A 12,593-nucleotide genomic window follows, 5' to 3' on the forward strand; every position below is an offset into this window, starting at 1 on the left:
GCACTTTCGTGACATCGCTGCAGTGCAGCAAAAAAGCCACAGTCCGCGTGTTTTCACGTGGAACATCCGCAACTTGCTTGCGGTTCACCGAATCTCGATAAGGGGAGAATGGTGCTGCTGGGGAGGATTGAACTCCCGACCTCGTCATTACCAATGACGCGCTCTACCACTGAGCTACAGCAGCGCTCTTTTCCGTGTCCGGAAAGGCTGTGTCCCGGCGACCCGGGGCAGGGGCGGGCTAATGTCCGTGACCGGCCTGATTGTCAAGCGCCTCTTGCGCATTCTTTTTCAGAAAGCCATTTCCAGACCCATCGAAGACCGTTCCGAAAGACGCCTGACCATGACGCAAGCCCAGCAAACCCGCGACGAAAGGCTCGCCGCCAAGCTTCGGGAAAATCTTCGCCGCCGCAAGGTCCAGGCACGCGCACTGGCTTCCGATGCCCCTGCCTCCGCCAGCGAAGCGTCGGCAGGGGACGCGGATAGCGCCGCTGCGGGCGAATCGAACGCTGAAAACGAATCAGCCGGTCTTTCCAAACCCGCCCCGGAAAGCTAGGGGCTGCGCCCAGACATAGAGTCAGTCTGCCAACGGGCGTTTCCCGAGGGGATCGCCGCTGAGACCTGGGAGTACGCCTTGCCTCGCCTGATCCTCGTCCGCCACGGCCAGAGCCAATGGAATCTCGAGAACCGCTTCACCGGATGGTGGGACGTCGACCTTACCGAAAAGGGTGAGGAAGAGGCCCGCGCCGCAGGAACGCTTCTGAAGGAAAAGGGCATCCTGCCCACCGTCGCCTTCACCTCGCTGCAGACCCGCGCGATCCGCACTCTGCACTTCGCGCTCGAAGCCGCGGGCCTGCTCTGGATCCCGGAGACCAAGGACTGGCGCCTCAACGAGCGTCACTACGGCGGCCTCACCGGCCTCAACAAGGCGGAAACCGCGGCCAAGCACGGCGACGACCAGGTCAAGATCTGGCGCCGCAGCTTCGACACGCCGCCGCCGGTCCTGGAGCGCGGCAGCGCGTTCGATCTCTCGTCCGATCCGCGTTACGCCGGGATCGACGTGCCGATGACCGAAAGCCTCAAGGACACCATTGCACGCGTCCTGCCTTATTACGAAGGCTCGATCGTCCCGCATCTCAAGGCCGGTGCCGACGTGCTCGTCTCCGCCCACGGCAACAGCCTGCGCGCGCTGGTGAAGCACCTCTCGGGCATCTCGGACGACGAGATTACCGGTCTGGAAATCCCGACCGGCCAGCCGATCGTCTACGAACTGGCAGACGATCTCGCGGTGCTCGACCGCTACTACCTGTCGGAGCGTTGACATGAGCGGGGTGGGGGCTCCTGTTGCCATCGTCATGGGCAGCCAGTCCGACTGGCCGACCATGCAGCGCGCTGCCGAGATGCTGGACAAGCTGGGCGTCGCTTACGACGCGCGGATCGTCTCGGCGCACCGCACGCCGGAGCGGCTGGTCGATTTCGCCAAGGGTGCGGACGGCGAAGGCTTCAAGGTCGTGATCGCCGGTGCGGGGGGCGCTGCCCACCTGCCCGGCATGATCGCCTCGATGACGCACCTTCCCGTGCTGGGCGTGCCGGTACAGTCAAAGGCGCTTTCGGGACAGGACAGCCTGCTCTCGATCGTGCAGATGCCCGCCGGCATTCCGGTGGGCACGCTGGCGATCGGCGAGGCGGGCGCGGCCAACGCCGGCCTGCTCGCCGCCGCGATCCTCGCCACGGCCGACCCGGCCCTGGCCGAACGCCTCAAGACGTTCCGCGCAGACCAGACGGCGAGCGTCGCCGAACGTCCCTCCTGACCGATCGAGCAAGCACCTGAAGATGATCCCTCCCGGCGAAACCATCGGCATACTCGGCGGCGGCCAGCTCGGCCGGATGATCGCGATGGCCGCTGCCCAGCTCGGCTATCGCTGCCACATCTACGCGCCGGAGGCCGATTCCATCGCCGCCGAAGTGAGCGCGGAATTCACTTGTGCCGCCTGGGACGATGCCGAAGCGATGGCCCGCTTCGCAGCGGGCTGCGCGGTCGTGACTTACGAGTTCGAGAACGTGCCGGTGGCGCCGCTCGCGGCGCTGGGCAAGGTACCGCTGCTGGCCCATGCCCGCGCGCTCGAAACCGCACAGGATCGCCTGAGCGAGAAGCGCTTCGTCACCGAACTGGGCGGCACCCCTGCCCCCTTCGCGCCGGTGGATTCGGCCCAGGACCTTGCAAAGGCGGTCGCCGCGATCGGCGCACCGGGCATCCTCAAGACCCGGCGCGACGGCTATGACGGCAAGGGCCAGTGGCGCATCATGACGCCCGAAGACGCCGAGGGCCTCGATCTTCCGGACCAGGCGCTCATCTACGAGGGCTTCGTCACGTTCTTCGCCGAATTCTCGGTGATCCTGTGCCGCGGCGCGGATGGCGACATCCGCTACTTCGATTCCGCCCACAACGTGCATGAGGGCGGCATTCTCTCGGTCAGCACGGTGCCTGCCCCGCAGCGCCTGCTCGACCAGGTTCCCGCCGCGCGCGCGCTGGCCGCCAAAGTGGCCGAAGCGCTGGACTATGTCGGCGTGCTCACGCTGGAATTCTTCGCGACCGAGAACGGACCCGTCTTCAACGAGATGGCGCCGCGCGTGCACAATTCCGGGCACTGGACCATCGAGGGCGCGGTCACCAGCCAGTTCGAGAACCACGTCCGCGCGATCTGCGGCCTTCCGCTGGGCGAAACCGGCCTGGCCGCCGATGCCGTGGAAATGCGCAACCTGATCGGTGACGAGGCGGACGACTGGCCCGCGATCCTCGCCGATCCGGCCAACCATCTGCATCTCTACGGCAAGGGCGCTTCGCGTCCCGGCCGCAAGATGGGCCATGTCACCCGCCTCTCCTTCCAGCGCGACTGACCCAGAGCCTTGGCGCAGGACCTCTTCCTCATCTACGCCCGCGCCGCCAACGGCGTGATCGGCCGCGACGGCGCCCTGCCCTGGCGCCTGCCCGCCGATCTCCGGCGATTCAAGGCCATGACCCTCGGCAAGCCGATGATCATGGGCCGCAAGACGTTCGACAGCTTCCCTTCCCCGCTTCCCGGCCGCCGCCATATCGTGCTTACCCGCGACGCGGCATGGACGGCCGAGGGCGCGGAAGTGGCCCATTCGGTGGACGAAGCGCTGGCCCTGGCGGGTGACGGCGAAGTGGCGGTGATCGGCGGCGCGGAAATCTACCGCTTGTTCCTGCCGCTGGCCCCCCGCATCGAACTGACCGAGATTCACGCCGACTATCCCGGCGATACCGAAATGCCCGCGGCAGGCCCGCAATGGCGCGAAGCCGCGCGCGAGGAGCATCCCGCCGCGGGTGATTTTCCCGCGCACGCTTTCGTCACGCTGGTCCGGGACTTATAGGCCTGATCTGACATGATTCGTCTCGACAACCGCGAACCCGTTCCCGAATCGATGCGCGGCGCCGTTCTGGCGCTCGGCAACTTCGACGGGTTCCACCAGGGCCACCAGGCCGTGGTGGGCGAGGCCATCCGCTGGGCCCGCGAACTCGGCCGGCCCGCCATCGTCGCGACGTTCGATCCCCATCCCGTCCGCCTGTTCCAGCCCGACGCGCCCGCCTTCCGCCTGACCACGCTGGACCAGCGGCAGGACCTGTTCGAGGCGGCCGGCGCCGACGCCATGCTGCTGCTCCACTTCGACCGCGCCATGGCCTCGATGGAAGCGGCAGACTGGATCGAACAGGTGCTCGGCCGGCAGCTTGGCTGCGTCGGGGTCGTCACCGGCGAAGACTTCACATTCGGCAAGGGCCGCGGCGGCAATCCGCAGGTCCTGCGCGAGGTCGGCGCGCGCATCGGCCTGATCGGCCGCACCGTGGGCGCCGTGCACGACGAGCGGGGCGTCATCTCCTCCAGCCGCATCCGCGACGCGCTGAAGCTGGGCGAGTGCGAGACCGCCACTCGCCTGCTGACCCGCCCTTTCGCGGCGCGCGGCGTGGTGCAGCACGGGGGCAAGCTGGGCCGGACCATCGGCTTCCCCACCGCCAATATCGACATGCACAACTACTTGCGCCCGCGCTACGGCATCTACGCCGTGACCGGGCGCATGCCGGACGGACGCGTGCTGCCCGGCGCCGCCAACATGGGCGTGCGCCCGACGTTCGAGCCGCCGATCGAATTGCTCGAACCTTACTTCTTCGATTTTTCAGGCGATCTCTACGGACAGGAGATCGAGGTGGCCTTCCACCACTTCCTGCGTCCCGAAGCCAAGTTCGATTCGCTCGACGCCCTGGTGGCGCAGATGGGCCGCGACTGCGACCGGGCCCGCGAGCTGCTGTCGCACATCGGCTGAGCAAAGCCCGCTCGCCTCAAGAAACGAAATCGCCCTGAAACTAGTCTGGAGCGGCGAGCGCGCCGCACAGAGCTTCGTCGCGATCGAAACCCGCGTATCGCCATGCCTGCGAACTCTTCCAACAGGCGCGCAATTGCTCTAGTGCGCAGCGCATATGACCGAACAGCGCGATTATAGAGCGACCGTCTTCCTTCCGAAGACCGATTTCCCCATGAAAGCCGGGCTCCCCCAGAAGGAGCCGGGTATTCTTGCGCGCTGGCAGGAACAGGACATTTACCGCAAGACGCGCGAAGCGCGGGCCGACCGCGACATGTTCGTGCTGCACGACGGTCCACCCTACGCCAATGGCGACATGCACATCGGCCATGCGCTGAATCATATCCTCAAGGACATGGTCGTCCGCACCCAGACCCTGCTGGGCAAGAATGCCCCTTACGTCCCCGGCTGGGACTGTCACGGCCTGCCCATCGAGTGGAAGGTCGAGGAAGAGTACCGCAAGAAGAAGAAGAACAAGGACGAGGTTCCCGCAGAGGAATTCCGCGCCGAATGCCGCGCCTATGCCCAGAACTGGGTCAACGTGCAGCGCGAGCAACTGAAGCGCCTCGGCGTCAATGGCGATTGGGACAATCCCTACCTGACAATGGACTTCCAGGCCGAAGCCACCATCGTCGGCGAACTGCTGAAGTTTGCCGAGAACCAGATGCTCTACCGCGGCGCCAAGCCGGTGATGTGGAGCCCGGTGGAAAAGACCGCGCTGGCAGAAGCTGAGGTGGAGTACGAGGACATCGTCTCGACCCAGATCGACGTGGCCTTCGAGATCACCGAATCGCCCATCGCGGAACTGGTCGGCGCCCATGCCGTGATCTGGACGACCACGCCATGGACGATCCCGACCAACCAGGCGCTCGCTTATGGGCCGGAGGTGGAATACCACCACTACCGCGCGCATGACGGCCGCCGCTTCCTGATCGCCGTGCCCTTGCTCGAAGCCTTCTTCGCGCGCACCGGCCTGGGCCCCGTGGCCGAGAACATGATCGGCGATGCCGACTTGTCCGAATACGCGCTCGGCACTTATCGCGGCGCCGACCTCGCCGGCACTCTCGCCCGCCACCCGATGCATGCGCTGGGCGGCTTCTTTGCAGAGCCGCGTCCGCTGCTGGCCGGCGATTTCGTCACCACCGAGAGCGGCACCGGCCTTGTCCACATGGCACCCGACCACGGCGAGGACGACTTCCTGCTGTGCAAGGCGCATGGCATCAATCCCAAGTTCGTGGTCGAAGCCGACGGCAAGTACCGCGAGGACTGGGGCTGGCTGGGCGGCCAGGGTTCGGTCATCAACCCGAAGTTCAATGCCCCCGACGGCCCGATCTGCTCGGACCTGCGCGAGGCCGGCGCGCTGCTGGCGGCTTCGGCCGACTACAAGCACTCCTATCCGCACTCCTGGCGTTCCAAGGCCAAGGTGATCTTCCGCTGCACCCCGCAGTGGTTCGTGCCGATGGACAAGGCGATGACTCACATCTCGCCCAAGAGCCGCGCCGATACCCGCTGGGAGAACGAAGGCGGCGCCATCGATCCCGCCGAGGAAAACCGGGACGACGCGCCCACGCTGCGCGAAGCCGGGCTCCAGGCCATCGCCGACACCCGCTTCGTTCCCGAAAAGGGCCGCAACCGCATCGGCGCCATGGTCGAAGGCCGCCCGGACTGGGTGCTCAGCCGCCAGCGCGCCTGGGGCGTGCCGATCACCCTGTTCGTCGACCGCAAGACCGGCGAATACCTCGTCGACCCCGCCGTCAACGACCGCATCGTCAATGCCATCCTCGCCCGCGGCGTGGACGCCTGGTCCGATGAAGCCGCGCAGGACCTGCTCGGGCCGGACTACAGCGCCGACGACTACGAGCGCGTTGCCGACATTCTCGACGTCTGGTTCGATTCCGGTTCGACTCACGCCTTCGTGCTCGAATCGGGCCGCTGGCCCGACCTCCTGCGCCCCGAAGGCTACCAGGGCCCCAAGGCGGACCTCTATCTGGAAGGCAGCGACCAGCATCGCGGCTGGTTCCAGTCCTCGCTGCTCGAATCCTGCGCCACGCGCGGCCATGCGCCGTACAAGGCAGTGCTGACTCACGGCTTCACGATGGATGCCAAGGGCTTCAAGATGTCGAAGTCGCTGGGCAACACGATCAGCCCGCTGAAGGTCATGGAAACCAACGGCGCTGACATCATCCGCCTCTGGGCGCTCTCGGTGGACTTCACCGAAGACCACCGCATCGGCGACGAGATCCTGAAGGGCGTGGCCGACCAGTACCGCAAGCTGCGCAACACCCTGCGCTACCTGCTGGGCGCGCTGGACGGTTTCTCCGACGAGGAGAAGCTGCCGGTTGCCGAGATGCCCGAGCTGGAACGCTACGTGCTCTCGCTGCTGGCCGGCGTCGACGCCGCGCTGCGCCAGGCCGTCGCGGACTTCGACTTCAATACTTACGTGCGCACCCTGCTGGACTTCTGCAACGAAGACCTTTCGGCCTTCTTCTTCGATATCCGCAAGGACTGCCTCTACTGCGACAGCCCTGCCGATCCGAAGCGCCGCGCCTATCGCACGGTGCTGGACACGCTGTTCCACGCATTGGTGCGCTATGCCGCGCCGGTCACCGTCTTCACCGCCGAGGAAGTCTGGCAGAGCCGCTTCCCCGGCAGCGAGAGCGTGCACTTGCTCGAATGGCCGGAAGTCCCGGCCGTGGAAGCGGACGCTGCCCGCTGGTCCGAACTGCGCGCCCTGCGCGTGAAGGTGACCGAGGCGATCGAACCGCTCCGCCGCGAGAAGATCGTCGGCTCCAGCCTGGCCGCCGAAGTTAAGGTTCCCGCCTCCACGCCGGCCAGTGCCTCCGACGCAGATCTGGCCGAACTGTTCATCACCGCGAAAGTCGCGCGTGGGCAGGGGGATGACGTGACCGTCACGCCTTCCACCAACCACAAGTGCGGCCGCTGCTGGCGCCATCTTCCCGAAGTTACGGAAGACGGCGCCCTGTGCGACCGCTGCGATGACGTGGTTGGCGCGCTGGAGACCGAGGCATGAGCGCCGAGATGACCGTTGGCCGCAAGCGCCTCATCGGCTTTCTGATCGCAGCGGTGGTCTTCATGGTGGACCAGGGCTTCAAGGCCTGGGTCGTCACCGGATTGAAGCTGCGCGACGTGGGCGTGATCGAGCTGGCGCCGTTCTTCAACTTGCGCTGGACCAAGAACCTGGGCGTCTCGCTCGGCCTGTTCACCGCGGATTCGCCGGAGGGCCGCTGGGCCCTGGTGGCGATGACCGGCGCGATCGCGCTGTTCGTCCTCATCTGGATGCTTCGCGAACGCAAGCTGGGCGAAATCGCCGCGCTGGCCATGGTGCTGGGCGGTGCGCTGGGCAACATCCGCGACCGCTTCACCATGGGCTACGTGATCGACTATGCCGACCTTCACTTCGGTGAATGGCGGCCGTTCCTCATTTTCAACATCGCAGACGTCGCCATAACCGTCGGCGTCCTGATTATCCTTGCCCGCTCATTGCTTTCGCGCGACAAGCCGGAAACGAATGGCGGACATGACACGGCGCCCGACGCCGCCCCGGAGATTTGAGTTGATGCCCATGAAGAAGACCGGAGCCCTGATTCTCGTCGCCGCCGGTGCGGTGCTCGTGTCCGGCTGCGGAAGCAGCGGCCTGCTGAACCACAACCGCCCCGATGAATTCGCCGTGCAGCGCCAGTCGCCGCTGGTGGTGCCGCCCGATTTCTCGCTGGCCCCGCCGAAGCAGGGACAGCCTCGCCCCAATGACGACAATCTGCAGCAACAGACCCTCGACGCGCTGTTCGGCGGCCCGCAGGCCCGCAGCGAAATCGAGAAGTCGACGCTGAGCATGGCCGGCCCGGCCGCGCCCTCGATCCGCTCCACCGTGGGCGATCCGGGCACGTACACCGTCGCCAAGGGCCAGGTGACCCGCGCGATCCTCGCCGCCCCGGAAGGCGACGGCCGCGACGCGCAGACGACTATCGAGGGCTGACCCCCTCTTCGACGAACGCGAAAAGGGCCGGAGCGGCATGGCTGCTCCGGCCCTTTTTCATGCCTGCTCTGTCTGAAAATCCGACGCGGGCGGATTTTTGGCGGCACGCGAGAATATCCTTTTCGGGAATTTTCCCAAAAGGCCGTCAGATCCCGCCCGGGAACATCGCGAGCAGCTTGCCCAGTCGGTCGTGCACCAGCCGTTCCTGCTGCGGATCGCTTTCGCCAAGGCGCACGATGGTGAGCAGCTGATCGGGCGAGCCGATCACGTATTGGCCATATTCGCCCACGCAGGCGAAAACGTTGCCGGGCGCCATGCCCGGGAACAGCACTTCCTCGCCCCCTGCCCCGGCTTTCGCCTTGGCCTTGTTGAGCCAGACCCCGGCGCCATAGCCGGGATTGCGCGGCGAGGATTCCAGCATGAACTGCACCCAGCGGCGCGGCAGGATCTGCGCGCCCTGGATCGAGCCGGTATGGCGCAGGAATTCGCCCAGCTTCGCCCAGTCGCGCGCCGAGGCATGGACCATGGCCGAGCCGACCATCGTACCCGCACGGTCGAAGCCCGCAGTGGCCGAATCCATCCCGATCGGGGCGAAGACGCGGTTGCGCAGATAGTCGTTCACGGCCTTGCGGCGCCGATCGGGGTTGCGATCGGACGAAAGCACGCGCGCGGCCAGGTCGGAGAGAATGACCGAGGTTGCCGCGCTGTCCACGAACCGCGCGCCCGCCGGGGCTTCCAGGGGCTGGGCCTCGGCATAGGCCGCCATGTCGTCGCGCCCGTCGAGATAGAGCATCCGCATCCGGTCGGACTGGCGGGCCGGACCGCCGGTGGCCGATGCGGCCGTTTCGGAATGGCGCAGGCCCGAGCGCATCTGCAAAAGTTGCTTGAGCGTGATCTCGCCGCGCGGATCGCCCGGGCGCTGCCATGCAGGGATAGGGGCCGATTCGGCGAGGCGCAGCCGTCCGTCGCTGACGAGCTGCCCGACCATCAGCGCCGTGACGCATTGGCCCATGCCCAGCCCGTCCAGCCGCGTGTCCGGCTTGATCCCGGCGCCATAGCGCTCTGCGATCACGGAGCCGCGCTTCATCACGACCAGTGCCTGGGTACGGCCGAGATCCTCGTCGAACAGTCCGTCGATGGCGCGGCCGAAGGCGGCGCGCGGCGCTCCGCCATCGTCCTTGATCGCCGCCTGCGATTCCGCGCTCGGCGGCGGCGGCCCCTGCTGCGCATCCTGTCCACAGCCGGCAAGCGTGCTCAGCGCCAGGGCTGGCAGGACGGAAAGGGCAAGGATAAGGGGGGGACGGCGCACCGGCATGACGCGCGGTGTGATGTGCGAGGCGCAGGAATATGGCAACAGGCACGAGGTACACGACCGGGGAAAGCCCCCCAGGAGATGGGCCTGCTGCAAACGGGCCTGCCGATAACGGCTCCTCCGGAAGCCCCCATCGCAGCCGCCAGCCCTCGCGCTGGATCCGCAATTCGCTGCTGCTGGCCCTGCTGGCGCTGGTGCTGGTCATGGCGATGTCGTGGCGCGGCCTGCGCGAACAGGCGCTTGTCGGCACCTCCTACGGCGCCCGCGTCGCCTGCGCCTGCCGCTTCATCTCGCAGCAGGACCTGGGCACCTGCAAGGGGCAGATCGCCATCGCCGGGCTGGGTCGCACCGCGTCGCTGATGATGCTTTCCGAAGATGCCGAGAATCGCTCGGTCAAGGCCCGCGTCCCGTTGCTGGCCAGCCAGACCGCCACCTTCGCACCCGATCGCGGATGCCAGCTCGAACCCTGGGCCAACTGACGGGCCACGGCGCTTCTCGCATCAGGCGCCGGGCCCCCTTACGTACCTTCAGTCCAGCGGAACGGCGGACTCGGTCCCCTCGATCCAACCGCCGCCAACTACCCGGTCGCCGGCATAGATCACCGCCGCCTGCCCCGGCGCAACGCCATATTCGGGGTTCGCGAAACGGATCGTGACGGCCGCGCCGCCGCCGAAGTCGCCTTCGAGCGTGATCGGCACCGGCTTCGCCAGCGAGCGCACCTTGGCCGTCAGCGGCGCATCGGGAAGTGGGCCGATACGGTTGGTCTCGGTGACGAGGGCGGCGGCAACGCCCAGCAGCGCGCGCGGGCCGACCAGGACGCGGCGCCCCGGCGCATCGATGCGCACGACATAGAGCGGTTCGGGCTGGCCGCCGATCTCCAGCCCCCGGCGCTGGCCGACGGTGTAGTGGATGATGCCGCGATGCGTGCCCAGCACTTCGCCGGTGAGCGCATGAACGATCTCGCCCGGCGCTTCGCCCTCCGGACGGACGGCGCGCACGATCTTGGCATAATCGCCATCCGGCACGAAGCAGATGTCCTGGCTGTCCGGCTTGTCGGCAACGCGCAGACCTGCCGCTTCGGCCAGGCGGCGGGTTTCGCTCTTCGGCAACCCGCCCAGCGGGAAGCGCAAGAAGTCCAGCTGCGCCTCGGTGGTTCCGTAAAGGAAGTAGCTCTGGTCGCGCGCGGGATCGAAGGCGCGGTGCAGCTCGGACCCGGCCGGTCCCTCGACGCGGCGCACGTAGTGGCCGGTGGCAAGGCAGTCGGCCCCGAGGTCACGGGCCATCGTCAGCAGGTCGGTGAACTTCGGACCCATGTTGCAGCGGATGCAGGGGATCGGCGTGCGCCCGGCCATGTAGTCGTCGGCGAAGCGCTCCACCACTTCCTCGCGGAAGGCGCTCTCATGGTCGAACACATAGTGGGCAATGCCCAGGCGGTCGGCCACGGCGCGGGCGTCGCGGATGTCGTCGCCGGCGCAGCAGGCGCCCTTGCGGCCGGTCGCGGCGCCGTAGTCGTAGAGCTGGAGCGTCACGCCGATGGTTTCGGCGCCGGTGGCTGCGGCCAGCGCGGCCACGACGGAACTGTCGACACCGCCCGACATGGCGACGACGATGCGGCGGGCCGAAAGCGGCGCAGGCAGCTGGAACAGGGCGGCGGGGTCGAGGCCGGCCACCAGTCCTTCAAGATCGGAAAGGGCGGTCATGCGCCGCCCCATACAGCCGAACGCGCCGGATTCCTACCTTTGACGATGGAGCGCCGGCGAGACACCCGCTTTCATCCCGTCGGCCACGGCGGGGCCTTCGCCCGGTCAAGGATCATGGCGCTCGGTTAAAGGTCATGGCGAAGCCGGTGTTAAGAATATTTAACAAAAGGTAAGTCCGGCCTTTACTCTCCCTTGACCAAGCGCCGTTACAAGCGATCGACATGAACATCGCTCATGATCATGAAACCTGCAAAGCGGGGCATGCGTCGGGTCGCGACAGCGAGGAGTTCATGCCGGTCCGTTTTCCAATCGACTGGTTTTCCTTGCGTTCCCGGCTCTTCGCCGCGCACGATCTGCGTGCGGCTTTTGCCGAGACGTCCGCCTCGCCGCGCCTCCACCGCTTCGGCAGTTTCGCCGGGTCGGTCGCTTATGTGATTCATACATATGCGACAGTCTCAAGAACTGTTAACCCAAATGCTTCAGGCAATCGCAAGCCAGCGCAGGCCAAGGTCCTTTCCGTCGCCGGCAATCCAAGCACCGGCGTACGAGGGTGATGATGATCGAAAACCAGAAAATCCGTCCTGCCCAGGTAATCGGGCCGCTCGGCGAGCCGTTGACGCTGGAATCGCTGCCCCCGGCGAACACCACCCGCTGGGTCGTGCGTCGCAAGGCGGAAGTCGTGGCGGCCGTGAACGGCGGCCTGCTGTCGATCGACGAGGTCTGCGATCGCTACCAGCTCACGCTCGAGGAATTCGCGTCCTGGCAGCGTGCCGTGGACCGTTCGGGAATGCAGGGCCTGCGCGTCACGCGTATTCAGCATTACCGCGATCTCTACGAGCGCCAGCAGAAGTATTGAGCGCACTACCTATTTGGTCCCCAAAGGACCTGAAAGCGGCGGCGGACCTCGGTTCGTCGCCGTTTTTCGTATATCTCCGGGCAATTCTCGAAAGATAGCAGGGGCCTGGCCGCCGGATACTGTCGTCGACGCTGGTCGATCCGGGTCGGCGACACGGCGACTGCTGATTGCCACCCGTCCGCCGCAGGTATATGTCGTTTCGCAGGAAATTTGGCCGTCGCAGCGGCGTGGACCGACGTGTCCGCGCTCCGGCGGCAGATCGTGCCTTCCGGCCACCCCAGGGGCGACATCGCTTTCACGGGGCAAGGGCATCCGGACGAGGCATTCGGGACTGGGGGCAATCGCAATTTTTGCGGTGAC

General features: G+C 66.6%; 14 protein-coding genes and 1 tRNA gene. 12 read left to right on the top strand and 3 right to left on the bottom strand.

Translation table 11 applies throughout. From position 1 onward, the window contains the following. Positions 1–109 precede the first annotated feature (109 nt). A tRNA-Thr gene (locus EDF57_RS14525) sits at positions 110–184 on the bottom strand. A gap of 57 nt (positions 185–241) precedes the next feature. On the opposite strand from EDF57_RS14525, the gene EDF57_RS14530 reads away from it, so the two are divergent. From EDF57_RS14530 to EDF57_RS14570, 9 genes are all read left to right on the top strand, one after another. After that, entirely contained in the window at positions 242–553 is a 312-nt protein-coding gene (locus EDF57_RS14530; protein WP_132264406.1) for a hypothetical protein, read from the top strand. A 78-nt stretch (positions 554–631) separates the two neighbouring features. After that, positions 632–1,318: a 2,3-diphosphoglycerate-dependent phosphoglycerate mutase gene (gene gpmA, locus EDF57_RS14535; RefSeq protein WP_132264404.1), complete on the top strand. Its 687-nt coding sequence runs from the start codon at positions 632–634 to the stop codon at positions 1,316–1,318. A gap of 1 nt (position 1,319) precedes the next feature. After that, positions 1,320–1,808, top strand: coding sequence for a 5-(carboxyamino)imidazole ribonucleotide mutase (gene purE, locus EDF57_RS14540; RefSeq protein ID WP_134094786.1), 489 nt, complete (start codon positions 1,320–1,322; stop codon positions 1,806–1,808). Positions 1,809–1,830: 22 nt separating this feature from the next. Continuing rightward, a complete protein-coding gene (locus tag EDF57_RS14545; protein ID WP_134094787.1) occupies positions 1,831–2,895 on the top strand; it encodes a 5-(carboxyamino)imidazole ribonucleotide synthase in 1,065 nt (354 codons plus the stop codon). 9 nt (positions 2,896–2,904) lie between these two features. Further along, positions 2,905–3,390 carry a dihydrofolate reductase gene (locus tag EDF57_RS14550; RefSeq protein ID WP_134094788.1) on the top strand — a complete coding sequence of 162 codons (486 nt, stop codon included), beginning with the start codon at positions 2,905–2,907 and terminating at the stop codon, positions 3,388–3,390. Positions 3,391–3,402: 12 nt separating this feature from the next. Next, the gene (locus EDF57_RS14555) at positions 3,403–4,335 is read left to right on the top strand and encodes a bifunctional riboflavin kinase/FAD synthetase (protein WP_207912873.1); all 933 of its coding nucleotides are present in this window, start codon (positions 3,403–3,405) and stop codon (positions 4,333–4,335) included. 154 nt (positions 4,336–4,489) lie between these two features. Continuing rightward, the gene (gene ileS / locus EDF57_RS14560; RefSeq protein ID WP_134094789.1) at positions 4,490–7,402 is read left to right on the top strand and encodes an isoleucine--tRNA ligase; all 2,913 of its coding nucleotides are present in this window, start codon (positions 4,490–4,492) and stop codon (positions 7,400–7,402) included. Further along, positions 7,399–7,944 carry a signal peptidase II gene (gene lspA / locus EDF57_RS14565; RefSeq protein ID WP_132264395.1) on the top strand — a complete coding sequence of 182 codons (546 nt, stop codon included), beginning with the start codon at positions 7,399–7,401 and terminating at the stop codon, positions 7,942–7,944. The genes ileS and lspA overlap by 4 nt, the downstream gene beginning before the upstream one ends. Before the next feature lie 4 nt (positions 7,945–7,948). Beyond that, a complete protein-coding gene (locus EDF57_RS14570; protein ID WP_132264393.1) occupies positions 7,949–8,365 on the top strand; it encodes a DUF3035 domain-containing protein in 417 nt (138 codons plus the stop codon). 145 nt (positions 8,366–8,510) lie between these two features. On the opposite strand, the gene EDF57_RS14575 is transcribed toward EDF57_RS14570, so the two are convergent. Next, positions 8,511–9,680 carry a serine hydrolase gene (locus EDF57_RS14575; RefSeq protein ID WP_134094790.1) on the bottom strand — a complete coding sequence of 390 codons (1,170 nt, stop codon included), beginning with the start codon at positions 9,678–9,680 and terminating at the stop codon, positions 8,511–8,513. A 32-nt stretch (positions 9,681–9,712) separates the two neighbouring features. On the opposite strand from EDF57_RS14575, the gene EDF57_RS14580 reads away from it, so the two are divergent. After that, positions 9,713–10,156: a hypothetical protein gene (locus tag EDF57_RS14580; RefSeq protein WP_243841070.1), complete on the top strand. Its 444-nt coding sequence runs from the start codon at positions 9,713–9,715 to the stop codon at positions 10,154–10,156. Positions 10,157–10,204: 48 nt separating this feature from the next. Here the strand turns inward: EDF57_RS14580 and mnmA are convergent, their stop codons facing one another. Then, complete coding sequence (mnmA, locus tag EDF57_RS14585) at positions 10,205–11,377, bottom strand: tRNA 2-thiouridine(34) synthase MnmA (RefSeq protein WP_134094791.1); 1,173 nt, start codon at positions 11,375–11,377, stop codon at positions 10,205–10,207. A 221-nt stretch (positions 11,378–11,598) separates the two neighbouring features. Here mnmA and EDF57_RS14590 point away from each other — a divergent pair, with 221 nt between their 5' ends. Together EDF57_RS14590 and EDF57_RS14595 are read left to right on the top strand one after the other, a co-directional pair. Then, positions 11,599–11,931, top strand: coding sequence for a hypothetical protein (locus tag EDF57_RS14590; protein WP_132264388.1), 333 nt, complete (start codon positions 11,599–11,601; stop codon positions 11,929–11,931). A 2-nt stretch (positions 11,932–11,933) separates the two neighbouring features. After that, complete coding sequence (locus EDF57_RS14595; RefSeq protein ID WP_031342751.1) at positions 11,934–12,233, top strand: DUF1153 domain-containing protein; 300 nt, start codon at positions 11,934–11,936, stop codon at positions 12,231–12,233. Positions 12,234–12,593 lie beyond the last annotated feature (360 nt).

It is taken from the genome of Novosphingobium sp. PhB55 (assembly GCF_004368805.1).
In the GTDB taxonomy this organism is placed as follows: Bacteria; Pseudomonadota; Alphaproteobacteria; order Sphingomonadales; family Sphingomonadaceae; genus Novosphingobium.